General features: G+C 69.8%; 25 protein-coding genes. 3 read left to right on the forward strand and 22 right to left on the reverse strand.

Annotation, left to right across the window (positions count from 1 at the left end):
• Positions 1-299 precede the first annotated feature (299 nt).
• From BJY22_RS11750 to BJY22_RS11800, 11 genes are all read right to left on the reverse strand, one after another.
• A complete protein-coding gene (locus BJY22_RS11750; protein ID WP_167206123.1) occupies positions 300-1,577 on the reverse strand; it encodes a vWA domain-containing protein in 1,278 nt (425 codons plus the stop codon).
• Between the two features lie 17 nt (positions 1,578-1,594).
• Positions 1,595-2,659, reverse strand: coding sequence for a protein phosphatase 2C domain-containing protein (locus tag BJY22_RS11755; RefSeq protein ID WP_167206126.1), 1,065 nt, complete (start codon positions 2,657-2,659; stop codon positions 1,595-1,597).
• Entirely contained in the window at positions 2,644-5,025 is a 2,382-nt protein-coding gene (locus tag BJY22_RS11760) for a serine/threonine-protein kinase (RefSeq protein WP_167206128.1), read from the reverse strand. The genes BJY22_RS11755 and BJY22_RS11760 overlap by 16 nt, the downstream gene beginning before the upstream one ends.
• Positions 5,022-6,089 carry a hypothetical protein gene (locus BJY22_RS11765; protein WP_238350344.1) on the reverse strand — a complete coding sequence of 356 codons (1,068 nt, stop codon included), beginning with the start codon at positions 6,087-6,089 and terminating at the stop codon, positions 5,022-5,024. Before BJY22_RS11765 ends, BJY22_RS11760 begins: the two co-directional genes overlap by 4 nt.
• A gap of 44 nt (positions 6,090-6,133) precedes the next feature.
• Positions 6,134-7,111 (reverse strand): glutamate ABC transporter substrate-binding protein, encoded by a 978-nt coding sequence (locus tag BJY22_RS11770; protein ID WP_167206131.1) that lies wholly within the window; start codon positions 7,109-7,111, stop codon positions 6,134-6,136.
• The gene (locus tag BJY22_RS11775) at positions 7,108-8,436 is read right to left on the reverse strand and encodes a hypothetical protein (RefSeq protein WP_167206133.1); all 1,329 of its coding nucleotides are present in this window, start codon (positions 8,434-8,436) and stop codon (positions 7,108-7,110) included. The genes BJY22_RS11770 and BJY22_RS11775 overlap by 4 nt, the downstream gene beginning before the upstream one ends.
• Positions 8,433-9,935, reverse strand: coding sequence for an AAA family ATPase (locus BJY22_RS11780; protein ID WP_167206135.1), 1,503 nt, complete (start codon positions 9,933-9,935; stop codon positions 8,433-8,435). Before BJY22_RS11780 ends, BJY22_RS11775 begins: the two co-directional genes overlap by 4 nt.
• The gene (locus BJY22_RS11785) at positions 9,932-10,525 is read right to left on the reverse strand and encodes a hypothetical protein (RefSeq protein WP_167206137.1); all 594 of its coding nucleotides are present in this window, start codon (positions 10,523-10,525) and stop codon (positions 9,932-9,934) included. The genes BJY22_RS11780 and BJY22_RS11785 overlap by 4 nt, the downstream gene beginning before the upstream one ends.
• 37 nt (positions 10,526-10,562) lie before the next feature.
• On the reverse strand, positions 10,563-11,837 hold the full coding sequence (locus BJY22_RS11790) for a toxic anion resistance protein (RefSeq protein ID WP_167206139.1): 1,275 nt from the start codon (positions 11,835-11,837) through the stop codon (positions 10,563-10,565).
• Positions 11,838-11,934: 97 nt separating this feature from the next.
• Complete coding sequence (locus BJY22_RS11795) at positions 11,935-12,390, reverse strand: dihydrofolate reductase (protein WP_167206141.1); 456 nt, start codon at positions 12,388-12,390, stop codon at positions 11,935-11,937.
• Positions 12,387-13,178: a thymidylate synthase gene (locus BJY22_RS11800; protein ID WP_167206143.1), complete on the reverse strand. Its 792-nt coding sequence runs from the start codon at positions 13,176-13,178 to the stop codon at positions 12,387-12,389. The genes BJY22_RS11795 and BJY22_RS11800 overlap by 4 nt, the downstream gene beginning before the upstream one ends.
• A 164-nt stretch (positions 13,179-13,342) precedes the next feature.
• Between BJY22_RS11800 and BJY22_RS11805 the strand changes: the two genes are divergently transcribed.
• A complete protein-coding gene (locus BJY22_RS11805; RefSeq protein WP_337758544.1) occupies positions 13,343-14,050 on the forward strand; it encodes a peptidyl-tRNA hydrolase in 708 nt (235 codons plus the stop codon).
• Here BJY22_RS11805 and BJY22_RS11810 read toward each other — a convergent pair.
• Genes BJY22_RS11810 through BJY22_RS11830 form a run of 5 tightly spaced genes read right to left on the reverse strand, consistent with a single transcriptional unit; the run spans position 14,035 to position 16,671 of the window.
• Positions 14,035-14,658: a DUF6928 family protein gene (locus BJY22_RS11810; protein ID WP_167206147.1), complete on the reverse strand. Its 624-nt coding sequence runs from the start codon at positions 14,656-14,658 to the stop codon at positions 14,035-14,037. The two genes, BJY22_RS11805 and BJY22_RS11810, sit on opposite strands and share 16 nt — an antisense overlap.
• Positions 14,659-14,667: 9 nt before the next feature.
• On the reverse strand, positions 14,668-15,255 hold the full coding sequence (locus tag BJY22_RS11815; RefSeq protein ID WP_167206149.1) for a dihydrofolate reductase family protein: 588 nt from the start codon (positions 15,253-15,255) through the stop codon (positions 14,668-14,670).
• 2 nt (positions 15,256-15,257) lie between these two features.
• Positions 15,258-15,863, reverse strand: a complete 606-nt coding sequence (locus BJY22_RS11820; protein WP_167206151.1) for a dihydrofolate reductase family protein — start codon at positions 15,861-15,863, stop codon at positions 15,258-15,260.
• Positions 15,864-15,865: 2 nt separating this feature from the next.
• Positions 15,866-16,336 carry an SRPBCC domain-containing protein gene (locus BJY22_RS11825; RefSeq protein ID WP_167206153.1) on the reverse strand — a complete coding sequence of 157 codons (471 nt, stop codon included), beginning with the start codon at positions 16,334-16,336 and terminating at the stop codon, positions 15,866-15,868.
• On the reverse strand, positions 16,333-16,671 hold the full coding sequence (locus BJY22_RS11830) for an ArsR/SmtB family transcription factor (RefSeq protein ID WP_167206155.1): 339 nt from the start codon (positions 16,669-16,671) through the stop codon (positions 16,333-16,335). Before BJY22_RS11830 ends, BJY22_RS11825 begins: the two co-directional genes overlap by 4 nt.
• A gap of 124 nt (positions 16,672-16,795) precedes the next feature.
• Between BJY22_RS11830 and BJY22_RS11835 the strand changes: the two genes are divergently transcribed.
• Together BJY22_RS11835 and BJY22_RS11840 are read left to right on the forward strand one after the other, a co-directional pair.
• Positions 16,796-17,020 carry a hypothetical protein gene (locus BJY22_RS11835; protein WP_167206156.1) on the forward strand — a complete coding sequence of 75 codons (225 nt, stop codon included), beginning with the start codon at positions 16,796-16,798 and terminating at the stop codon, positions 17,018-17,020.
• Positions 17,020-17,502, forward strand: a complete 483-nt coding sequence (locus BJY22_RS11840; protein WP_167206158.1) for a Clp protease N-terminal domain-containing protein — start codon at positions 17,020-17,022, stop codon at positions 17,500-17,502. Before BJY22_RS11835 ends, BJY22_RS11840 begins: the two co-directional genes overlap by 1 nt.
• A gap of 86 nt (positions 17,503-17,588) precedes the next feature.
• Here the strand turns inward: BJY22_RS11840 and BJY22_RS11845 are convergent, their stop codons facing one another.
• From BJY22_RS11845 to BJY22_RS11870, 6 genes are all read right to left on the reverse strand, one after another.
• A complete protein-coding gene (locus BJY22_RS11845) occupies positions 17,589-19,106 on the reverse strand; it encodes a multicopper oxidase domain-containing protein (protein ID WP_167206161.1) in 1,518 nt (505 codons plus the stop codon).
• Entirely contained in the window at positions 19,103-19,534 is a 432-nt protein-coding gene (locus BJY22_RS11850) for a hypothetical protein (protein WP_202891077.1), read from the reverse strand. The genes BJY22_RS11845 and BJY22_RS11850 overlap by 4 nt, the downstream gene beginning before the upstream one ends.
• Entirely contained in the window at positions 19,531-19,887 is a 357-nt protein-coding gene (locus tag BJY22_RS11855) for a hypothetical protein (protein ID WP_167206162.1), read from the reverse strand. Before BJY22_RS11855 ends, BJY22_RS11850 begins: the two co-directional genes overlap by 4 nt.
• 58 nt (positions 19,888-19,945) lie before the next feature.
• On the reverse strand, positions 19,946-20,290 hold the full coding sequence (locus tag BJY22_RS11860; RefSeq protein WP_167206164.1) for a hypothetical protein: 345 nt from the start codon (positions 20,288-20,290) through the stop codon (positions 19,946-19,948).
• A gap of 38 nt (positions 20,291-20,328) precedes the next feature.
• Entirely contained in the window at positions 20,329-20,547 is a 219-nt protein-coding gene (locus BJY22_RS11865) for a hypothetical protein (RefSeq protein ID WP_167206166.1), read from the reverse strand.
• Positions 20,548-20,622: 75 nt separating this feature from the next.
• On the reverse strand, positions 20,623-21,660 hold the full coding sequence (locus BJY22_RS11870; RefSeq protein WP_167206168.1) for a LacI family DNA-binding transcriptional regulator: 1,038 nt from the start codon (positions 21,658-21,660) through the stop codon (positions 20,623-20,625).
• Positions 21,661-21,727 lie beyond the last annotated feature (67 nt).

A 21,727-nucleotide genomic window follows, 5' to 3' on the forward strand; every position in this document is an offset into this window, starting at 1 on the left:
CAGGGCGTCCGTGGCTGCAGGCTCCGAACAGTTAGGACAAGCCTGCCCCGCTGCTGCCGCGTCGCCGGGAGCTGACGAGCCCGCTACCGGGTTGCCCGGCCCCGAGATACCCAGTCCTGTGGTGCCAGGAGGCGCAGACGCAGCCCCCGTGCTGGTGGGGTCTGTGGTGCCGGGGCCTCCGACGGCCGGGCCGGGTTGGGCCGACGGGGTGGCTGTGGAGGTGGGGGCGGGGATGGGGACTCCGCAGACGTCGCAGTAGTCGGTGGAGGTGGAGGGGTGTCCGCTCGGACAGTTCACGGTCATTTCCGTACCCGGGTGGTCTTGGTGGAGGCGGTGTCGAGGGCCATCTCGTCCGCCTTCTCGACCGCGCGCTTGAGCCGCACCGTACCCGTTTCCTGGTCGTCGATGTCGACCACCTTGCGCAGCCTGGTGGTGGCCTCCTCGTTCCCGGTCTGGGCGGCGAGCTGCACCGCGCGACCGAGCTTCGTGGTCGCCGTCGCGGTGTCGCCGACGGCCTTCGCGGCCAGGCCGTCCTGGATCGCCTGCGCCAGCTCGGTCTGCCCGGTGTAGTGCGCGACCTCCGGGTTGATCCGGGTGGTCAGCGCCTCGTCGCCCGACCACAGCGCCTTCACCAGACCCTGCGCGACCGTCTGGTCGCCCAGCACCAGCTGGACCCGGGCAGCGAGCTGCTCCTGCCCGATCGCCTTGGCCGCCAGCCGGATCGCCACGTGGTAGTCGCGGGACTCGTCACCCCACGACCCGGTCGGGTACGAGCCGGTCAGCGGGTTGATCGCCGTACGCCGCGACGTCAGGTCCTCGACCGTCGGCGCGACCTGCCGGACGAACAGCACCTCCGCGCCCTGCGGCGCCCACACCCGCAGATCGGCCTGCGCGACACCGCGGCCCATCGCGTTCTGGATCAGCTTCTCGAACTCGGCGGCCAGCTGGTCCGGCGCCGGGATGATGTCGACGGTGCCGAGCAGCGCCTGCGCGATCCGCCGTACCTCGTCGACCTGCCAGGCCACGCCGACGCCGCGGGTGTCGCACTGGAACTGGCCGGTGACGGACTCGATCGCCTGGGTCAGCGCCTCGGGCGTCTCGTGCTGGTTCTCGCCGTCGGTCAGCAGGATCGCGTGCTTCTGGTTCAGCGACGGGACGGTGGCGAACACGCGGCCGGCCAGCCGCAGCCAGGTGCCCATCGCGGTGCCGCCGTCGGCGTAGAACCGGGACACCGCGTCCTTGGCGGCCTGCCGGGTGTACGGGTCCATCTTGACCATCACCGGCTCCGCGGACGGCGGGAACGCCAGCTGCGCGCGGTCGTTGCCGGAGATCACCGCGAACCAGACGCCGTCGAGGATCTGGTCGAGCGCGGTCTGCGCGGCGTACGCGGCGGCCTGGACGCCGTCGCGCCCCATCGAGCCGGAGGTGTCGACGATGATGATCTCGCCCGCGTCGCCGCTGCCGGACTGACCTGCGGCGCCGGCACCGGTGCAGTTCACCGTGACGATGGCGTGCACGTCGGTCCCGCCGTCGGGCAGGAACTCGTTCTGGTAAACGGTGGCGGTGAAGTCGGCCATCTCTCGGGTCCCTCTCCCTAGATCCGCGCCAAGGCGACGGTGATGTTGTCCTGGCCGCCCTGGGCGTTGGCCCAGTCGACCAGGGCGGACGCGGTGGCCTTCGGCTCGCCGTTGTTGTCCGCAGCTGTCTGACGTACGAGGTCGGCCAGCGGTGCCGCCTCGGAGCAGTAGTTCCACAGGCCGTCCGAGCAGACCATCAGCCAGCCCGGCCCGCTGATCTGCAGTGTCGTGATCCGCGGCGTGTGGTCCGGCGCGTCCTTGCCGAGCCAGCGGGTGATCGCGTGCGCGTGCGGCCCGGACTCGGCCTCCGCGCGCGACACCCCGGTCGCGATCAGCTCGGCGGCCCACGAGTCGTCGACGGTCAGCGCGATCGCCTCGGCCTCGTCCGGGAACCAGTACGCCCGGCTGTCGCCGACGTTGCCCGCGACCAGCAGCCCGTTCTCCAGCACGGTCGCCACGAAGGTGCACGACGCCGGGTTCGGGCTGTCGGGACTGGTGTTGTCCAGTACGGCGTCGTTCGCGGCGTCGGCCGCCGCCTTGAGCCGGGCTGCGATCGCGCCGGCCCGGGACGACTCGGTGCCGAGTCCCTGCGCGTGGCCGGCGTCGAGTACGTCGCGCGCCGCCCGGGCAGCGGCCAGTGAGGCGACGTCGGAGTCGAGCGACGAGCTGACGCCGTCACAGACCACCAGCAGCGCCCGGCTGCCAGGCTCGGCGTCGGCGGCGATGGCCATCGCGTCCTCGTTCCGGGTGTGCCGGATGCCGCGGTCGCACACCCCGCCCACCCACGGCGCGGGCTGCTCCGTGAAGTGGTCCCGCGGCTTGGCCGCCTTGGTGCCGCACGTCTCGCAGTACCCGTCCGCGCCGACGGTGCCGCCGCACGAGGCGCACGGGCCGACGGCGGTCGCGGCCGGCGTACCGATCTCGACCGTGGGCTCGGTGTCGGTGTCCAGGGCCGGTGTGGTGGGCGCCGCGGCCGGCTTGAGCTCGGCGCCGCAGGCCTCGCAGAACAGGTCGGCCTCGGCCACCGGCCCGCCACAGCTGGGGCAGACCGTGTCGGTCGTACTCGTCATCGCAACGTCCATCCTCGAACCTCGTTGGCCAGGTCGACCAGGGCGATCCGTTCCGGCCGGGTCTGGGCCTGGTCGGCCAGCAACCGGTAGGTGGCCTCGAGCCCGTCCCGCAGGGAGGTCTCGGTGGCTGCCCGTCCGTCGATCCGCAGGGCCTCCTGCGGACCCGACTGCTGTACTTCGCTCAGCGCGGTCCGGAACACGTTCGCGGCCAGGTTGGCCCGGTCGACCGGGTCGATGGTCAGCGTCGCGATGCTGTCCATCGCCTGGGCGAGCGCGGGAAGGCCACGCCCCGATCCTGCCAGTAGTCCGGCTCGCTGGCGACGAGCCCGCACGTACGCGCCGCTGGTCGGCGGCACCAGCTCGAGTGCTCCGAGCGCGCCGTCCAGATCGTTGCGCGACGTCCGGATGTTGGCCAGGCCGAAAGCGGAAGGTGCGATGTAGTTGGCGTCGGTGCGTGCACAGGTGAGGTAGAGGCCCTCAGCAACGTCGAACTCGCCGCTGTGCTCACAGGCGACCGCCAGCGCCAGCTTCGGTGCCAGCTCGCCCGGCACCTGGCCGTAGACGGCGTTGAACGCGGACTGCGCGGCGGCCGAGTCAGCGCGGGCCAGGGCGACCAGTCCGGACATCCAGACCGCACGCCACTCCCACGGGTCGGCACTGAGCAGGTCGTTCACCGCGGTGTCGACCATGTCGTAGCGCTCCGGTCCGACCTCCAGCGCCGCCTCCGCGATCTCCAGCAGTGTCTGCGGCGACTGCTCCGGCGCGTCGATCAACAGCTCCAGCCGCTTCTGCGGGTCCGGCACGCTGACGGTCTTCAACCAGCCCGCCATCTTGTCGCTCTCGTCCGGCGCCAGCGACGGCAGCTGCTGCCACGGCGCGGCAGCCTCACCCAGTCCGGCAGCCTTGTCGCCCGGCGTACCGAACAGCAGCGACGACGTCGAGTGCTGCGCCGCCTTGGTGCCCTGACGCTCCGCTACCACCTCACGCAGTACGCCGAGCAGCTGGACGCGGAACTCGTCGGCGGACTGGAAACGGTCGGCCGGGTCCTTCGCGCACGCCTTGGCCAGCAGGCGGTACACGGAGTCGTACTTCTGGAACAGCGGCACTTCGCTGACCGGCGGCAGCGTGTCGACGTACCGGCTCTGGTACCCGCGGAACTCCATCGCCAGCACGCACAGCGTCCGGCCGAGCGTGTAGATGTCGGAGGCGATCGACGGGCCGACCTCGGCGACCTCGGGCGCCTGGAAGCCGACTGTGCCGTAGATCGCCGAGTCCAGGTCGTCGATGCGCCGGACACCGCCGAGGTCGATCAGCTTGACCGCGTCACCGACCTGGATGATGTTGTCCGGCTTGAAGTCGCAGTACACCAGGCCGAGGTCGTGCAGGTACGAGAACGCCGGGATGATCTCCAGGATGTACGCGATCGCCTGGTCGATCGGCAGCGCGTCGTACTGGCCGTTGTTCGCGGCCATGCGCTGTTTGAGCAGCGTCTTCAGCGAGGTGCCGCCGACGTACTCCATGACGATGTAGCCGGCGCCTTCGTGGGTGACGAAGTTGTAGATCTCGACGATCAGCGGGTGCTCGACGCGGGCCAGGAACTGCTGCTCGGCGATCGCCGAGGCGACCGCGTCCGGGTCCTCGGAGTTCAGCAGGCCCTTCAGGACCACCCAGCGGTCGGACACGTTCTTGTCCTGGGCCATGTAGATCCAGCCGAATCCACCGTGCGCGAGGCAGCCCGCCACCTGGTACTGGCCGGCGACCAGGTCGCCCGGGTGCAGCTTCGGCGAGAACGAGAACCGGCTGCGGCAGTTCGGGCAGAAGCCCTCGGTGCGGCCGGGCTGGCCGTTGCGCGACCGGCCGACGGCGTGGCCGCAGCTCGGGCAGTTCCGGCGCTCCTCCGGGACCATCGGGTTCGCCAGGATCGCCTTGCTGGCGTCGATCGCGGGGATCGCCGGCACGTGGGTCAGCCCGGCGCCGAGGCGGGCGCCGCGCAGCCGGGTGGACGACGTACCGAGTTTGCGGGTCAGCTTCGAGCCTGCCTCGGCCGCGCGGGCCGAGCCGAGCGGTGTCGACGCGAGCCGGTTGGAGGCGCGGGAGACGGTCGACACCGAGCTGATCGGATCCGGGTCGGCGGACGCGGTCCCACCGCTCGCCGCGGGCGAGCCGCAGACGTCGCAGTACCCGTCGACGTAGGTGCCGGTGCACCCGGGCTGCGTGCACCGTCCGGTGGCCGGGGCCGCCGCGGCGGCGGGAGTGCTGGCGGCGGGGGCGCTGGTGGCGGCGGCGCTCGGGGCAGCGGGGGAGCCGCAGACGTCGCAGTACCCGTCCACGATGGAGCCGGTGCAGCCCGGCTGGGTGCAGGCGGTGGTGGTCGTCATCTTGTCCCTTCCAGGTAGGCCTGGTAGGCCGCTACCAGTGCGCCGAGTCGACGCAGGTCGACCGGCTCGCTGTCGATCGCGGCTCGGCCACGCCGGTACAGCTCGGCGAGATCTTCGTTGCCCGCGGCAACACTTGCCGCCTTCACCTGGTAGGCGTCCAGCAGCTGGGCGAGTTCGTCACGTCGTTGCAGAGCAGCGCCGTACGCCGCCTGCGCCTGCCCGAGCGCTCGTCGTACGGCGTCCAGCCGGGTCAGGTACTTCTCGAGCTCGGCCGGGGTGTTCGGCACCGCTCCGAGCGCGGTCACATCCGGTACGGCGAGACGCGGGGCCGGGCTGACCGTGGCGACAGCCTTGTCGGCGAGCGCGCGGACCGCCGTACCCTGCGCCTCGAGCTCGCTGCGCAGGGAACGGGCCCGGGCGACGTCGGCGGCACGCTCCTTGCGGGTGGCGGCGCCGACGATCAGGTCCCGCTCCACCTTGGCGGCGTCGATCTCGAACGGACCGATCAGACCGCCGATGTCGGCGCCGCGTTTGTTGCGCTCGGCAAGATCCGTCAGCCGGCGGTCGAGGTCGTGGTGCTTGGCCAGGGCGTCGTTGCGAACGTTGGCCGGCTCCAGTTTGACCAGGTCGCTGATCCGCTCGACCTGCGCGCGCAGCTGCCGCAGCCGGGCGGCCCGGTCGGCGTCGCCGGGGTCGAGGGCGAGCTTGGCCCGCAGTGTGGATGCCAGCGCGTCCGACAGTTTGCATGCCTCGGGCAACGACACGGCGAGCGACCCGCCCGCGCCGCCGGCATCCAGGCCGCCCCAGATCAGCGTCGAGATCCGCTCGGTCTCCTTCTGCCCGACCCGGCCCGAGTCCCAGGTGACCAGGATCAGCTCGTACCGGTCCGAGACCGCCTTCCAGACTGCCATGCTGAGCACGACGTCCGCACTCAACGCGTCCGCGTCCGGCGAATGCAAGGCGGCCTGATCCAACTCGTCCAGCTCCGCCTTCCGCCGATCCCGCCACTCCCCGAGCGCGGTGAGAAAGGACAGCAGCTCCGTAGCCGGAACACTGCTCCCCATCCTCCCCGGCGGAGCCGGCGCCGAGACGGTCGGCGTACGGACTGTCATCGGCGGCCGTACTGGGGCGTCGGCGGAACGGCTTTGCCCAGGTCCTCGAAGAGCCAGCCGTTATAGGACTTCATCCACGCAGACCCTTCACCACCAGTCTTCATCTGCTCGAGCACACCGTTCACGAACCGGACGAAGTCCTTCTGGTTCTTATTGATGCCCAGGCCGTACGGCTCGTCGCTGATCCGTTCGTCCAGCACCTTCGCGTACGGGTCCTGCGCGGCGTCACCGGCCAGCACCGTGTCGTCACCGCTGATGCCGTCCGCCTTGCCCTGCTGGAACAGCACCAGGCAGCCGGTATCGGTGTCGGCCGTGACGGGCTTGATCTGCGGGTTCGCCTTCTTCAGGTTGTCCAGGCTGGTCGACCCGGCCGGGGCGCAGATCGTCTTGCCGTCCAGGTCCTGAAGACCCTTGGCCGTCGAGTCGCGCTGAACGAGCGTCTTCTGGCCGGAGCGGTAGTACTCCGCCGAGAACGCGATCCGCTTCCAGCGCTCGCAGTTGATCGTCATGTTCCGGGCGACGATGTCGACGCTCCCGTTCTCCAGCAAGGGGATGCGCTGCGGGCTGGAGATCACCCGGAGCTCGAGGTGGCGTTCCCACGTGCCGAAGATCGCCGTGGCGACGGCCTTCACCATGTCGATGTCGAAGCCCTCGATCTGGCCGCTCAGCGGGTTCCGCGCACCGAGGTGCAGGCTGTCCGCGGAGACTCCGGCGATCAGGCGACCGCGCTGCTGGATCTTCGCCATCGTCGTACCGGCCGGCATCTGCATCGGCGCCGGCAACGGCCCCTCGGGTGCGTAGGACTGCAGCTCGGCGGCCTTCTCGGCGGGCGTGCACGGCGCCGTCGCCGGGGGCGGGGCGGCCGACGCCGGCGCCTGGGGCTCCGCCGGGATCTGGGTGGCGGCGTAGTCGCCGGAGGTGCACGCGGTGAGGAGGAGGGCGGCGGTGGCGGCGAGTGGGATCAGCTTCTTCATCGGTACTCCTCCAGGCGCTGCGACATGCCCCAGGCGACCAGTAGCGCGGCCGCGATGCCGATCGGAATGCCGAGCCAGCCGATCGGCGGCAGCCCGTCGCGTGCGTCGGTCAGCTTGGACTGCACCGCCGTACTCGCGTTCTGCAGGTGCTGGTCGGATGTCTTGTCGAAGGCGTTGAAGGTGTTGACGGAGTTCGTGTCCTCGTCGGTCTTGCCGACCGCGCGGTTCACGGCGTCGTCCCACTTGCCGTCGGTGTCGTCCTTGCGGACCTTCGCATGCTCGGCCTGGTACTGCCGCCAGGCGGTCGCCAGAGCCGAGTCCTGGCTCCCGAGCTTCCCGAGCTGCTCGTTCACCTGCGCGGCGGCCGCGGTGTACGCCTTGTCGAACTCCTCGCCCGAACCGCGGGCGATCAGCGTCAGGCTCTCGTTCGAGCGGGCGTCGTACGCCGCGATCCGGGCGCGGGACAGCGCGAGGGTCCGCTCGTACTCCGAGTTCCGGGTGTCCTTCGCCGCGCCGGACGCGCTCGCCAGCGCGATTCCGCCGACGACCGTGGTGAGCAGCACGAGAGCCGCACCGGCCGCGATCGGCACGTTGAGGTAGCGGTGCGTACGACGGGCCAGCCAACGCAGCGTGACAGCGAAGATCACCAGGCTGAGCAGACCGCCGGCGACGACCCAGATCGTGCCGCGGCTGATGCCGTCGAACTCGGTGTCGACGCGCTTCTCGTTCGCCTCGACCAGCGCCTTCACCAGCGGCAGCGAGTCGTCCTGGAGCACAGAGTTCGCGTCTTTCAGGTACTGCGAACCGATCGGGAGACCCTGCCGGTTGTTGGCCCGGGCCTGCTCGATCAGGCCCTCGTAGGTGATCAGCGTCTTGTTCAGCGCGCCGAGCACGTCGCGGTCGGCGGGCTGCGCGGCGGCGGCGTCGGCGATCAGCCCGGCGGCCGCGGCCATCGAGTTGACGAAGTGTGCGCGCTGCTGCGGCGGCTCGAGACCGCCGACCAGGAACGCGTTGGTCGCGTCGGCGTTCGCGCTCACCAGGTTGGTGTGGATCGCCTGGATACGGACCAGCTGGGCGGCGTTCGCCTGGGCGCGGTCGAGGGCGCCCTCGGCCTGGCCGAAGCCCTGCGAGGCCGCCACCCCGAACACCACACTCATCGCGGCGGCGACGATCAGGAACGCGCGCATCCGGCCCGGCGTACCGTCGAACCACTGTGCGACGGCGCCGCGTGCGTTCGCGGTCCGGGTGGCGGGCGGCTGCTGCGCCGTGTCAGGCGGCGGGGCCGGCGACCAGGTCGCGGGCGGCGCACTCTGCGTCTGGGTCACGCCTTCTCTCCTTGCTCACACTGCTGCTCTTCGGCACCAGGCCCCTGCCCACCACCGTCACTCGCCCCCGGCTCCCCGTCCCCGGAGACCCCGTCTCCGGCGTCCTGGGCGACCTCGTCCCGGGGGTTCACGGGCTCCGCTGGGGCCGGCTCGGTTTCCTCAGGCTGTTCGGTCAGGTCTTCGGCGAGGATCTGACGCAACTGCTCGGTCGTCGGTGCCGTCACGTCCCGCAGCCGCCAGGCCTGGCGGCCGATCGCGGCCTCCAGCGTGTTGCGTGCGAACCGCCCGTTGCCGAACGACCGATCCCGCACCGTGCCGGCGAGGATCTCACGGAACTCGTCCACGGCCTCCGGTACCAGCTCGTAGTCGGCGGCCTCGGCGAGCCCGGTGAGGATGTCGGTGAGCTCGTCGTCGCTGTAGTTCTCGAACTCGATCGTCGTCCGGAACCGGCTGGCCAGCCCGGGGTTCGCGGCGATGAACGCTTCCATCGGCTCGGGATACCCGGCGACGATCACGACCAGGTCGTCGCGCCGGTCCTCCATCTCCTTGACCAGGGTGTCCACGGCTTCCCGCCCGTACTGATCGGCGCCGTTGTCGCCCGCGGTCAGGCTGTACGCCTCGTCGATGAACAGCACGCCACCGGCCGCGGACGCGACCACGTCGGCGGTCTTCGTCGCGGTCTGCCCGAGATACCCGGCCACGAGTTCGGACCGGTCGACTTCCACCAGTTGGCCCTTGGACAGCAGGCCGAGCGCCTTGTAGATCCCACTCACCAGCCGTGCGACCGTCGTCTTCCCGGTCCCCGGATTCCCCACGAACACCAGGTGCCGCGTGATCGTCGGACTCTTCAGCCCCGCCTCGGTCCGCAGTTTCTCGACCCGCAGTACGGCGACCTGCCGGTGCACCTCCCGCTTGACGCGATCCAGCCCGGTCAGCTCGTCCAGCTCCGCAAGCAGCTCCTCGACCGTTTTCGCCGGCTCAGCCTCAACCTCAGCCTCGGCCGCTGCAGCAGTTGCAGCGGTTGCCGCGTGCTCTCCAGTCCCTGCACTGTCGGCCGTTGGCTTTGGCGACGTTCCGGGCCCACCACCCACCTGCAGCGTTCGTACGCCAGCTGCCTGCAGTTGCGCAGCAGCCGCCACCGATGCGTTGCCTACTACCCGCATGGTGGGCTCGCCCAGCGTGCAGGCGGCGGACGCGACCTCCGCGAGCGCCTCGGCGTACGAGGCCCTCTCTTGCGAGCCGTTGGCGATCAGCTCGGTGAGTACGGCAGTGGGGGCGCCCCGCCAGCGACGGCCGCGAACGGCAGCGTCGAAGAAGTCCTGTGTTGTCCCGCCCGGGACAGCCTTGCCCCAGTCCGCAGGAGCACCTGGTGCCGACTCGGCCAGGGCCGCGGCGAGCGACAGGGCCTCGGCGCGAGCGCGGTCTTCCTCCACACCCGCTCGAGACGCGACTGTGAGGAGCGCCGTCAACGCATCCTGAAGTCCCCCCGTGCCGCTCATGACCCTCCTCGTCCAGGTGGTGGTGCCAGTGGTCCCGCCGGCCCGCTGCTCGGTCCCAGGTCCGGAGGCGGGGTCGACTCCGTCGGGCCGATCGCCAGGCCTCCGCCGGTGGAGCCGGTGCCGAACTTCTCCTGCAGGAACCTGCCGTGCGCGATCAGTGCCGCCGCGTCGGCCCGGTTCACCGCGTCGAAGACCTTGTCCATCGTCGCGGCCAAGAGGTCCAACTGGTCGATCAGGATCATCAGCGACGTCTTGCCACGGTCCACCGGGCGGGTGTCGGCCCACTGCCGCGGCAGTCGCAGGTACCCGCCGATCGCCTCCGGCAGGTAGTCGGTCGCGGTCGCCATCACGGAGTACGCCTGCACGCTGCCGCCCAGGTTGCCGAGCCGCGGGATCGTCTCCCGGACGACCCTGACCACCCGGGCGACGCGCGACGCCACGACGGCCGGTACGGCGCCGCCCGCGACCAGTTGCTCGACGCGGACCAGCGCCGCCAGCAGGTCGTCGTTCGTCGGCGGCTTGGGGACCGGGGCAGGCTCGGGCTCCTCCTTGCGACCGGTCAGCCGCGCGAAGAAGTCACCCAATGCCACGCCGTCCCCTTTTGCTTCCTGTGTGTTTGCGGGTGGATCAGCGACCGAGGTCGAGGTCCAGGCTCCCGTGAACGACCTGCTGGTTCTGCTGGGCGACCCGGTCCAGGTACGACCGCGACTTGGTCACTTCGGTCTCCAGCGTGCCGATCGTCGCGGCCATGTTGTCCAGCGCCTCCACCTTGAAGGTGTCGATCGCGTCCATGGTCGCGTAGATGTTCGCGAACGCCGCCTGCAGCTGCGGCAGCCCGATGGTCGCCGACGCGGCCTGCTGCTGGATCGCCACCGAGTTGTCCTTCAGCATCTGCGAGGTGCGCTCGATCATGGTGCTGGTCGTGGAGTTCAGCGCGCTGATCTGGTCCAGCACCAGCTTCTGGTTGCTCAGCGCCTGCGCGACGATGACCGCCGTACGCAGCGCCGAGACCGTGGTGGTGGACGCGCGGTCGACGCCCTTGATCAGCTCGATGTTGTTCTTGATCACGATGTCGATGGCCAGGTAGTTCTGGATCGACACGGCCAGCTGGGTGAGCAGGTCCTGGTGCTTCTGCCGGACGTAGAACAGCACGTCCTCGCGGAACGCCTTCGCCTTCTCCGGGTCGGTCGCCTCGAGCTCCGCGATCGCCGCGGACAACCGCGCGTCCAGGCGCTCGGCGACGTACACGTACTGGTTCAGCCGGGTCATCGCGTCCCAGAGCTGCTGCTTCTCCAGGTTCAGCGCGGCGTTGTCCTTGCCGAGCTCGTCCTGGCCGTTGCGCAGGCTGTGCAGGATGCCCTCGAGGTGGCCCTGCGCGCTCTGGTACTTGCGGAAGTAGTCCTCGATCTTGTCGCCGAACGGGATCATCCCGAGGAACTTCTTCACCCCGGTCGCTTCCTTCGGGTCCAGTTCCTCGACCGTACGGCGGAGCTCGAGCAGCGTCTTGCCGACGGTCGAGCCCTCGGACAGGCCGCCCTCCTGCAGCGCGCGGACCGGCGACTGGAGCAGCCGGTTCGAACTCTCGGCGGCGGAGCGGATGTCGACGTCACCCATGCTGCGCACGTCGCCGGCCTTGGACGCGAACTCCGGCGAGCGCGGCTCGGCCGCCATCAGCGCGGTCAGGAACGTGTCCACCTTGCTGTCCAGCCCCGGCAGTGCGGCCGGGTCGACGGCAGGCGCCATCGTCGGCGCGGTCGTCGCGGCAACCGGCTGTGACGGCGGCGGTGCGGTCAGTACCAACCCCGGCGCGGTGGCCGTCGGCGGCTGCAACGGCGCGGCGGCAGGCTGCGCGGCAGGTTGAGCGGCAGCAGGCTGAGCAGCGGTGTTGTCGGCTTCGGTCATCGTGTTCCCCTCCGAGAGGCGCCCTGGATACCTCCGTGACGCGCACACAATCTACGCGGTTCCAGGTCCCCCTGGCTCCCTCGTTGCCTACTCGTTGTTAGCTGCGGCGATAACTAACGAACGCGAAGCCGTCGTGGGGCTCCCGTGCCGTTTCGGTCCAGTCTGCCTGGTCGATCTCGGGGAACGTAACGTCGCCGGCGGGGGACTGGTCGACCTCGGTGAGTTCGAGGGCGCCGGCGTGCGGGAGGGCCTGGCGGTAGATCTCTCCGCCGCCGGCGACGTACAGCGTGCCGTCGTACCCGAGAGCGTCGTCGAGGGTGTGGACGACGTCGACGCCGTCGGCGGACCAGTCGGTCTGGCGGGTGACGACGACGGTACGGCGGCCCGGGAGCGGGCGGCCGATCGAGTCGTAGGTCTTGCGGCCCATCACGAGGGTGTGGCCGAGCGTGAGCTGCTTGAAGTGCTGGAGGTCCTCGCGGATCCGCCAGGGCAGGTCGTTGTCCCGCCCGATCACACCGTTGCGGCCGACCGCGGCGATCAGGATCACGGTCATACAGCGATGGGGGCCTTGATACCGGGATGCGGGTCGTAGCCGATCAGCTCGACGTCGGCGATCTCGTAACCGTCGATCGAGTCCCTCTTGTGGAGCTGCAGCGTCGGCAGCGGCCGTGGGTCGCGGGTGAGCTGCAGGCGGGCCTGGTCGAGGTGGTTCAGGTACAGGTGCGCGTCGCCGAGGGTGTGGACGAAGTCGCCGGCCTCGAGACCGGTCTGCTGCGCGACCATGTGGGTGAGCAGCGCGTACGACGCGATGTTGAACGGCACGCCCAGGAAGATGTCGGCCGACCGCTGGTACAGCTGGCACGACAGCCGGCCGTCCGCGACGTAGAACTGGAACATCGTGTGACACGGCGGCAACGCCATGTCGTCCACGTCGGCGACGTTCCAGGCGCTGACGATGTGCCGGCGGGAGTCCGGGTTGTTCTTGATCGCGGCGATCAGGTTCGCGATCTGGTCGACGTGCCGGCCGTCCGGGGTCGGCCAGGACCGCCACTGGTAGCCGTACACCGGACCGAGGTCGCCGTCCTCGTCGGCCCACTCGTCCCAGATCGAGATGTTGTTCTCGTGCAGCCACTTGATGTTGGTCGACCCGCTGAGGAACCAGATCAGCTCCCCGATCACCGACCGCAGATGCAGCTTCTTCGTCGTCACCACCGGGAAACCCTGGCGGAGGTCGTACCGCGACTGGTACCCGAACACACTCAATGTGCCCGTCCCGGTCCGGTCCCCCTTCTCCACCCCGTTGTCCAGCACATGCCGAAGAAGATCCAGGTACTGCTGCATGCCGCCCAACTTACCCCGACCCCGGCGGCGCACTGGTCAGCGGCGCGGACCGCCGCGCCTTTCCGGAACAAAACTGCCGCCATGCGGCGAATTGTTTCCGGGGAGTGGCCCCGGGGGCGGGATGGGCAGAGTCGACCGGGGTGGGGCCTGAGAGACTCACGCCTGTGGAGTTCGTACTGACGCTTGTGGTGCGGGTGGAGAAGAGGGCGCGACCGGCGCAGACCGATGCGCTGGAGACGGCGGCTCGCGCGGTGCTGGCGATCCTCGCCGACGAGCGGTCGTACGGCGACGGCGAGTGGGCGGACGCGATGGCCGCCTGGCAGGACAACCGCATCCGCAAGATCGTCAAGCGCGCCCGCGGCGCCGAGTGGCGACGCGCGGAGGCCCTGCCGGGAATCACAGTCCGCGGCTACGGAACCGGAGCCCCCGCACCCGCCGACGCCCCCGTGCCTGGCGCGGACGATGCCGCGGTAGCCGAGGTGCGGGTGTTTCCGCCGACTGCGGTGGACGCCGTACCGGACGATCTCTTCAAGCTCCAGGTGAGCGGCACCGACTTCGAGGACTCCGGCGAGCTGCCGCCGGCCGAAGCCGGCGTACCCGTGCTCTGGTTGAACCCGGAGCTGGAGATGTCCAGCGGCAAGGCGATGGCGCAGTGCGGACACGCTGCCCAGCTCGCCTGGTGGGGGCTGTCAGCGGAGGCGCGGAAGGAATGGGAGGCGTCGGACTTCGCGCTCGCGGTGCGTACGGCGAGCCCCGAGCACTGGCAGCAATTGCTGACCACCAACCTCCCGGTCGTCCAGGACGCCGGCTTCACCGAAATAGCCCCCGGCTCCCGCACCGTCATCGCCGACCACCCTCAGCTCCGGCGATAACCCACCAGCACGAGCTCAAAAAGGTCCGGGTCGTCGTCCTGGACCCAGCCCTCGTAGTTGAACCCGAACAGGTGCCGCAGCGCCTCCTCGCCCAGTTCGAGCGGATGGAAGACGAACGGGTAGGGCGGGTCGTCCTCGTCCACCTCGACCGGATGCTCACCGGCCCAGTACGGCTTCTCGAAGTCCAGCTGCGCACCGATGTTCTCGATGATCCCGTCCTCCGGCGCCAGGCTCAGCGACCGCCGCAGCACCCCGTCGACCCAGATCGCGTACGCGAACCAGTCGACAACGCTGTGCATCGCATGCAAGTACAGCGTGCGTCCCTGAGCCTCGTCGACGAACCGCTGCGGCAGCCTGGACGGATAGTCGAGAGCAACATCCTCCGTCGTCACCACGGTCAGCCCTGGATACACACCGGCGTACACCTTGCCGTCGCGTGGATTCGCATCCTCTGCGAGGTTCCCGTCCTCAAGAGGGCTGAGCCGTGCCTCCGGATGGAGCCGCTCGAGCACGGCCCGGCTCGCGTCGCGGTCCGGTTGCGGGTGAGATCGAAGTACGGAAGCGATGTCACCGTCGGCGTACATCAGCATCCAGGTCTTGGCGCCCATGCGGCCTTTCTACCGGATGACGCGGTAGTGGAGGTGGGTGACGCGGTTGCCTTCGACGACTCGGGGGTTGTCGAGGAGGACGGTGGGGCCAACGTAGTCGCCGAAGAAGCGGCGGCCGGTACCGAGGAGGGCGGGGACGAGGCTGTAGGCGATCTCGTCGACGAGGCCGGCGGCGAGGGCCTGGCCGGTGAGGTTGCCGCCGGTGATGGTGACGTCGGCGTCCCCGGCGTACGCCTTGGCCTGTGCGACCGCTTCCTCGATGCCGTTGACGAACGTGAACGGCGCGTCGGGGAACGGCCAGTCGGACGGAGGCTCGTGCGTGACGACGAAGACGTGTTCGCCGACCGCCGGTACGCCGTCCCAGCCGTTCGTGATGTCGAACAGCCGCCGCCCGATGATGCACGAACGCACCTTCGGCCAGGTGGATTCGATGTACTCCGCACTCGCCGGGCTGACCTGGAACGGCCGGCCCGGATCCGACCCGTACACCTCGACCGGGCCGTTGTAGTACCAGTCGAACAACGGCCCGATGTTGTCCTCGGTGTCCGCGACGAACCCGTCCAGCGACACCACGGCGCTGGCAATAACGTTGCCCACGGCTACTTCTCCTTCACGATCCGGTAGGTGAGGTGCTGTGCCGCCGGCGTCGACACCGCGTCGATCAACTCGAGCCCGGCGGCCGGTGAGGCCTCGGCCGGGAACAGCCGGGTCCCGCCGCCGAGTACGACGGGTGCCACGTGCAGACGCAGTACGTCGGCCAGCCCGGCGGCGAGCGTCGCGTGACAGATCTGCCCACCGCCCATCACCATGATGTCCTTGCTGCCGGCAACCTCTCGCGCGCGGGCGATCGCTTCCGCGGGACTGCCGGTGAAGCGGAACCGGTCGCCCAGCCGCGTCGTCGCCGGCGGGCTGTGGGTGACGACGAAGATCGGCGGGTTCACCTCGCCGGTCGGCTTGGCGCCGTACCCCAGCTCGTCGTTCCACCCGTCCGGGGCGTCGATGACGTCGAAGAGGTTCCGGCCCTGGATGACCGCGCCGGTGGCGTCGAACGCCGCGTCCAGGACCGCGCGGTCGGCGTCGGTGCCGTCGAAGACCCAGGTGTGCAGGGCCTCGCCGCCGTCCCCGAGCCCGTTGCCGACGCCGGCATTGGGCCCGGTGACGTAACCGTCCAGTGACACCGAGATATCGATGACGACCTGGCTCATGATCAGCTCTCCTTCGCGAGCAGCTCGGCCAGGCGGGCCATCGAGTCGTGGATGCCGCTCTCCATGCCGTACTCGACCGACTGGTCGCGGGCCTCGACCGACGGGAACACCGACTGCTGGTGCAGGCGGACGCCCTTCTCGGTCGGCTCCAGGGTCATCTTCTCGATGCACACCTCGCCGGGTGCGCCCTCCCACTCGAAGGTCTGGATGACCATCTTGTCCGGCTCGACGGTGTGGAAGACGCCGCGGAACGCGTACTCGCCGCTCTCGTCGCGGTGGATGTAGCGGTACCGGCCGCCGGTGCGTACGTCGTACTCCTCGACGGTCGCGTCCAGGTCCCGCGGGCCGAGCCACTGGGCGACCAGGTCGCGGTCGGACATGATCCGGAACAGCTGGGCCGGGGTGGCGTCGAACTCCCGGGTCACCTCCACGAACGGGGTGCCGGCCGGGATGTTGATCGTGGTCTCGCTCATTGCTCCTGCTCCTTCACGCTTGTCAGCAACGCGTCCATCCGGCGGAAGCGTCGCTCGGTTTCGAGCCGGTACTCGTCGATCCAGCTCGTCAGTGCTTCGAGGGCGGCCGGCACCAGGTGGCACGGGCGGCGCTGGCCGTCCCGCGTCCGGGTGATCAGCCCCGCGGTCTCGAGCACCTGGATGTGCCGCGACACCGCCTGCTTGGTGATCGGGAACGGTTCGGCCAGCTCGTTGACCGTGGCCGGCCCGCGGGACAGCCGCGCGATCATCGCCCGCCGGACCGGATCGGCCAGCGCCGCGAACGACCGGTCGAGCTGATCATCGTCAATCGTCATCTTTATCAACCATTCCCTTGATCAACCGATGTGTTGAATATAGGCAAGGTCTGGCGCGGTCGTCAACCCGGTACTTCGAGCAACTTTGGTTGACAAGACATGCCTGTCAACCTAGGTTGCTTATATGACCGAGTTGGTGGATCCCGGGGACCCCGCGGCCGGGCTGGCCGCGGTGGTGGCGCTGCGCCGGCTGGCCGACCGGCTGGAGGACAGCCAGGTGGAGCGAGCGATGCGGGCAGGCTGGAGCTGGTCCGACGTGGCCGAGGTGCTGGGAGTCACCAGGCAGGCCGTGCACAAGAAACACGCCCGGCGGCTGATGGCCGCCGGGGTCGCCCTGAGGAGGCGCTGATGTCGGATCACAAGGATGTGCGGGCGATCCTCGTCCACGCGGCCCGCGACGAGGCTCGCCGAGAAGGGTCCCGGACGATCGAGGCCGAGCATGTGCTGCTCGCCCTGGCCGCTTTCGAGGACTCGGCCGCCGCGCGGCTGCTGGCCGACGCCGGGCTCACCGAGGACGCGATCCGGACCGCGCTGGAGCAGGAGTGGGAGCAGAGCCTGGCGGTCGCGGGTGTCGCGGTCCGGGCCGGACTGTTGCCGGAGGCAACACCGGACCGCGAGCGGGACCCGCAGATCGGCGAGTCGACGAAGCTGATGCTCCGCCGCGCGATGGACGCCGAACCGAAGCGGGCCCGCTTCGGCCCGATGCGGGTCCTTGTCGGACTCCTCGCCACCGATCGCGGCCGCGTGGCCCGCGCCCTCGAGGCCGCCGGCGTCGACCGTGCGGCCCTGCACGCCAAGGCCACCGAGGCCCTCGCCGCGGGAACAGCCTGACGAGGTCCTGTCTGGCAATCCATCGCCTACTGCGGGGCACTCGGCGCGGCACCTCCTCGCTACGGCGCTGGATTGCCAGACAGGACCTAGATCGTCTCGAAGCCCGCCATCATCGCCATGTCCTCGTGCTCGAGGTTGTGGCAGTGGATCAGGTACTTGCCCTTGTGGGCGGTGAAGCGCACCAGGACCTCGACCACCTCGGCCGGGCGGATGTCGACGGTGTCCTTCCAGCCGTGGTCGTACGCCGAGAGGTTGCCACCGCCGCGGCTCAGGACCTGGAACGGCGCCAGATGGACGTGCACCGGGTGATGGACGTCGGTGACGAACGACCAGATCTCGTACTGATCCAGCTTCACCTGGGCCTGCATCACCGCGGGATCGAACCCCTTCCCGTTGATCGTCCACCCGTGATGACCCCCGGCGTTACCGCGACGGAACCGCCACTCCCGCCGTACGACGCCACTCGGCCGCGGCGTCACGGCGTACGACGACAACGTCGCCGGGACGCTCGTGTCGTCGGCCGCCTTGCGGGCGACCTTGAAGCGCAGGACTCCTCCGTTCTGGTCCAGCTTGTTGACGACCGTGACCTCGTCGCCCGGCTGGTACTGCGAGAAGTCCACGATGACGTCGAACCGTTCGGCGGGCGCGATCACGAGCGTCTTGTGCTCGATCGGCTTGTCGAGCAGGCCGCCGTCGCTGCCGATCTGGACGAACGTCGCGGGCCCCTTGTCGAAGGCGAGTTCGTACCGGCGGGCGTTGCTGGCGTTGAGGATCCGGAACCGGTACCTGACCGCGTCCACCTCGTGCACCGGCCACGGAGCGCCGTTCACCAGGGTGACGTCCGCGACGACCCCTTCCATGTACTTCGACTCGACGCCGGGACCGTCCTTCGCGGCCGGATACAGGAACGATCCGTCCGCGTCGAACGCGCGGTCCGCGATCACGAGCGGGATCTCCCGGTCGCCCTTCGGCAGCGGGAGCTTGTCCTCCTCGTCGTCGCGGACGATGTGCAGGCCGAACAGCCCGCGATAGACCTGCGGAGCGGTGTAGTCCATCGCGTGGTCGTGGTACCAGAGGGTCGCGGCCCGCTGCGTGTTCGGGTACGTGTACGTGCGCTTGCCGGTCGTCGGGTTTCCGCCCGTCATGTGGTGGCCGTGGCCGCCGTGGCCGTTCGCCGGCATGATCAGGTCCAGCGGCCAGCCGTCGCTCGGCGCGGGGGTGTGGCCGCCGTGCAGGTGGACCGCGGTCGGTACGTCGAGTTGGTTGACCTGCTCGATCACCGTGGTGCGCCCGCTGCGTACGTCGAAGGTCGGTCCGGGCAGCAGGCCGTCGTACCCCATGACCTCGGTCTTGAGACCGGGCAGGATCTCGAGGCTCGCGGTGCGCTGGACGACCTGGTAGTAGTCGGCCTTCGCGTCGGAGCGGAGCGGCTTCTTCACCGGCGGGATCGGGAGCGGGACCTGGAAAGGGTCGGGGAGTTTCGCCTTGCTGCGCAGGAGTTCTCCGGCTTGCGAGGGCCTGGCCTCCTGACCGCAACTGGTCAGAGTGAGGGCGGCGCCGGTGCCTCCGGCAACCGCCAGGAATCCGCGACGGGACATCTTCATCGTTTCGCCTCCCGGCGGTTCAGGCGTGCGGTGGGACGGAACGACCAGACCGCCATCCAGATCACGGTGCCGACGAGGGCGGTGCCGAGCGGGACGTGGACGGCGAAGTTCTGCAGGTGGCCGTAGGTGAGCTGCACGAACTCGGCGACGACCAGGATCGGGGACACGACAGCCGGCCAGATCCGGCCGCGGCCGACGAGCGTGTAGCAGGCGGCGGCGACAGTCTGGAGCATTGCGATCATCCAGATCGTGCCGCCGACGGCTGTGTGCGGTGCGATCGCGTCGACGTTGCCGGCCAGGAAGTACCCGGCCGCGATCGGCTGGGCGATGATCATGACCGCGTGCAGGACGAGGGTGATGCGCAGGACGTGCAGGCTGACGCGCGGACGGCGTACCTTGGCCGCCGGTTGCGGCTCGAGGGTGATCATGCCGGCCTCCGGATGATCCAGAACGCGAACGCCACCGTGCTCGCGACCAGCCCGATGCCCAGCGGGACGTGCATCGCGAGGTGGCGGCTGTAGCCCATCGCGATCTGGACGGCCTCGCCCGCGAGGATCAGCAGGCTCACCGCGGGGCCGGTCCAGCGCCCGCCCTTGCGCCACCAGATCGTTGCTGCCAGCAATTGCGCGAGGCCGAGGTAGGCCAGCGCGTGCCCGATCGGTTCGTGCATCCGCAGGCCGCCGGGGGAGCCGTTCAGGTAGATCCCGGCGAAGACCGGCTGCAGGCAGATCGCCACCGCGTGCAGGCCGGACAGGGCCCGGAGTACGTGCAAGACCTTCATGTAGACAGACAATAGTAGTCTGGCTACATGTAGAGCAATCAGGTATCTCCCGGAAGGGTCAGGTCAGCCGCCCCAGGGGTGCGACGGAGATGCCGGCGCGCTCGCAGACCCAGTGCGGGTCGGGGCCGAGCTCCGGCTCGATGCGCAGCTCGTGATCGTGCAGGTCGTCGCAGGCGGTGCAGCGCGGCCAGCGGACCCCGGAGTCGACCAGGCGGTCCTGGACGTCCTGGGCGACCAGGCCGGCGATGTGTTCGGCGCCGTCGGGCCACTGGTCCAGCCACCACTGACGACCGGCGACGGCGTCCTCCAGCAAGGACACCATCACCGCGTCGTCGAAGCCGCGCGCGGCGAGGTCGTGCAGCACCATCGCCCGCGTAGTCAGCAACACCCCTGGCTCACTCATCGCCCTTCAGAGTGCCAGACCGGTCCGACAAAACAAGTTCAGCTCGCGGCGGTCGGGCAGGTGGGAGTGGGGTCGATGCGGTTGGCGAGGCGGAGTTCGCGTTCGGCGACGGACCGCAGTACGGCGCTCAACCGGGTGCGGATCGCGCGGTTGCGGACGGGCTCGTCGTACGGCTGCTGGGGAGCGTTCGGGAGGGCCGACTGGGCGAGGCTGCGAGTGTTCTCGACAGCGGTGTTGCCGGCGATGAAGTACGTCATGGTTCTGCTCCCTCCTGAGAGCGTGGTTGATCGACCCGGGTACCGGACGGTCCCGGGGAGGTCTGTGTGGGGTTGTCAGTGCTTGGGCGCCGGTCCGCTGCTGGAGCGGACGATGAGCTGGGTCGGCATCATCAGTTGGCGTTCGGTGCTGGCCGGGTCGAGCAGGATCCGGCCGACCGCGCGGCCCTTGTCCTTGATCGGCTGGCGAACCGTGGTGAGTCCGGCCGCGGCCGCTGCCGGGATGTCGTCGAAGCCGGCCAGTGATAGATCCCGGCCCGGGGTCAGCCCCCGGACCTTCATCGCCTCCAACGCGCCGAGCGCCTGGACGTCGCTCAGTCCGACGATGGCGGTCGGCCGGTCCTGCGAGTCGAGCACGTACTCCGCGCCCTTCAGGCCGGACGCGATCGCGTTGTGCCCGCCGGACACGATTCGCAGTCGCGCGTCGGGCATGGTCTTCTGCAGGCCGCGGATCCGCAGCTCGCAGTCGGTGTACCCGACCTCGTCGAGCGTCAGCTCCACCGGCCGGCCGCCGGCCGCCTGCGCGTTGTCGACCAGGACGACGACGTCGCGGTGACCGAGCCGGGCCAGGTGCTCGCCCAGTTGGGCGGCCGCCTCGACCTCGTCGATCGCGACCCAGGACAGGTCCGGGTGGTCGCCCCGATCGGTCGACACCGCGGGGATCCCGCGGTTCGCCAGGATCTCGAGCGCCGGATGACCGGCCGGCACGCAGAAGATCGCCGCCGCGTCGATCGCCGCCTGCTGTACGGCGTTGCTCCCGCCCGCGATGTCCGTGGAGCTGAGCGGCATCAGCAGCAGGCTGGTGGCGAACTCCTCGGCGACCTCCGCCAGCCCGGCCAGGAAGCCGACCGCGTACGGGTCCGAGAAGGCGTAGGCCAGCTTGTCGGTGAACAGCACCCCGACCGCGCCCGCCTTCCCGCTGCGCAGGGCGCGCGCCGATGCGTCCGGACCGGCGTACCCGAGCTCCTGGGCGGTGGCCAGGATCCGCTCGCGCAGTGCGGTGGAGAGCTGGTCGGGCTTGTTGTAGGCGTTCGAGACGGTCGACGGCGACACGCCCACGGCCTTCGCCACGGTCTTCAGCGTCACGCCCGGCATCTCGCCCACCTCGTCTGTATCGTTCTTCTAAATCGTTCTAGAAAAACGATACAGACGGTCGCCGGTG

Origin of the sequence: Kribbella shirazensis (assembly GCF_011761605.1) — a bacterium.
Classification (GTDB): Bacteria; Actinomycetota; Actinomycetes; order Propionibacteriales; family Kribbellaceae; genus Kribbella; species Kribbella shirazensis.

Excerpts from the sequence above, each read along its gene's own strand:
- BJY22_RS11750 (WP_167206123.1), bottom strand. The coding sequence starts at position 1,577 with ATGGCCGACTTCACCGCCACCGTTTACCAGAACGAGTTCCTGCCCGAC.
- BJY22_RS11755 (WP_167206126.1), bottom strand. The coding sequence starts at position 2,659 with ATGGACGTTGCGATGACGAGTACGACCGACACGGTCTGCCCCAGCTGT.
- BJY22_RS11760 (WP_167206128.1), bottom strand. The coding sequence starts at position 5,025 with ATGACGACCACCACCGCCTGCACCCAGCCGGGCTGCACCGGCTCCATC.
- BJY22_RS11765 (WP_238350344.1), bottom strand. The coding sequence starts at position 6,089 with ATGGGGAGCAGTGTTCCGGCTACGGAGCTGCTGTCCTTTCTCACCGCG.
- BJY22_RS11770 (WP_167206131.1), bottom strand. The coding sequence starts at position 7,111 with ATGAAGAAGCTGATCCCACTCGCCGCCACCGCCGCCCTCCTCCTCACC.
- BJY22_RS11780 (WP_167206135.1), bottom strand. The coding sequence starts at position 9,935 with ATGAGCGGCACGGGGGGACTTCAGGATGCGTTGACGGCGCTCCTCACA.
- BJY22_RS11790 (WP_167206139.1), bottom strand. The coding sequence starts at position 11,837 with ATGACCGAAGCCGACAACACCGCTGCTCAGCCTGCTGCCGCTCAACCT.
- BJY22_RS11795 (WP_167206141.1), bottom strand. The coding sequence starts at position 12,390 with ATGACCGTGATCCTGATCGCCGCGGTCGGCCGCAACGGTGTGATCGGG.
- BJY22_RS11800 (WP_167206143.1), bottom strand. The coding sequence starts at position 13,178 with ATGCAGCAGTACCTGGATCTTCTTCGGCATGTGCTGGACAACGGGGTG.
- BJY22_RS11810 (WP_167206147.1), bottom strand. The coding sequence starts at position 14,658 with ATGGGCGCCAAGACCTGGATGCTGATGTACGCCGACGGTGACATCGCT.
- BJY22_RS11820 (WP_167206151.1), bottom strand. The coding sequence starts at position 15,863 with ATGAGCCAGGTCGTCATCGATATCTCGGTGTCACTGGACGGTTACGTC.
- BJY22_RS11825 (WP_167206153.1), bottom strand. The coding sequence starts at position 16,336 with ATGAGCGAGACCACGATCAACATCCCGGCCGGCACCCCGTTCGTGGAG.
- BJY22_RS11830 (WP_167206155.1), bottom strand. The coding sequence starts at position 16,671 with ATGACGATTGACGATGATCAGCTCGACCGGTCGTTCGCGGCGCTGGCC.
- BJY22_RS11835 (WP_167206156.1), top strand. The coding sequence starts at position 16,796 with ATGACCGAGTTGGTGGATCCCGGGGACCCCGCGGCCGGGCTGGCCGCG.
- BJY22_RS11840 (WP_167206158.1), top strand. The coding sequence starts at position 17,020 with ATGTCGGATCACAAGGATGTGCGGGCGATCCTCGTCCACGCGGCCCGC.
- BJY22_RS11845 (WP_167206161.1), bottom strand. The coding sequence starts at position 19,106 with ATGAAGATGTCCCGTCGCGGATTCCTGGCGGTTGCCGGAGGCACCGGC.
- BJY22_RS11850 (WP_202891077.1), bottom strand. The coding sequence starts at position 19,534 with ATGATCACCCTCGAGCCGCAACCGGCGGCCAAGGTACGCCGTCCGCGC.
- BJY22_RS11855 (WP_167206162.1), bottom strand. The coding sequence starts at position 19,887 with ATGAAGGTCTTGCACGTACTCCGGGCCCTGTCCGGCCTGCACGCGGTG.
- BJY22_RS11860 (WP_167206164.1), bottom strand. The coding sequence starts at position 20,290 with ATGAGTGAGCCAGGGGTGTTGCTGACTACGCGGGCGATGGTGCTGCAC.
- BJY22_RS11865 (WP_167206166.1), bottom strand. The coding sequence starts at position 20,547 with ATGACGTACTTCATCGCCGGCAACACCGCTGTCGAGAACACTCGCAGC.
- BJY22_RS11870 (WP_167206168.1), bottom strand. The coding sequence starts at position 21,660 with ATGCCGGGCGTGACGCTGAAGACCGTGGCGAAGGCCGTGGGCGTGTCG.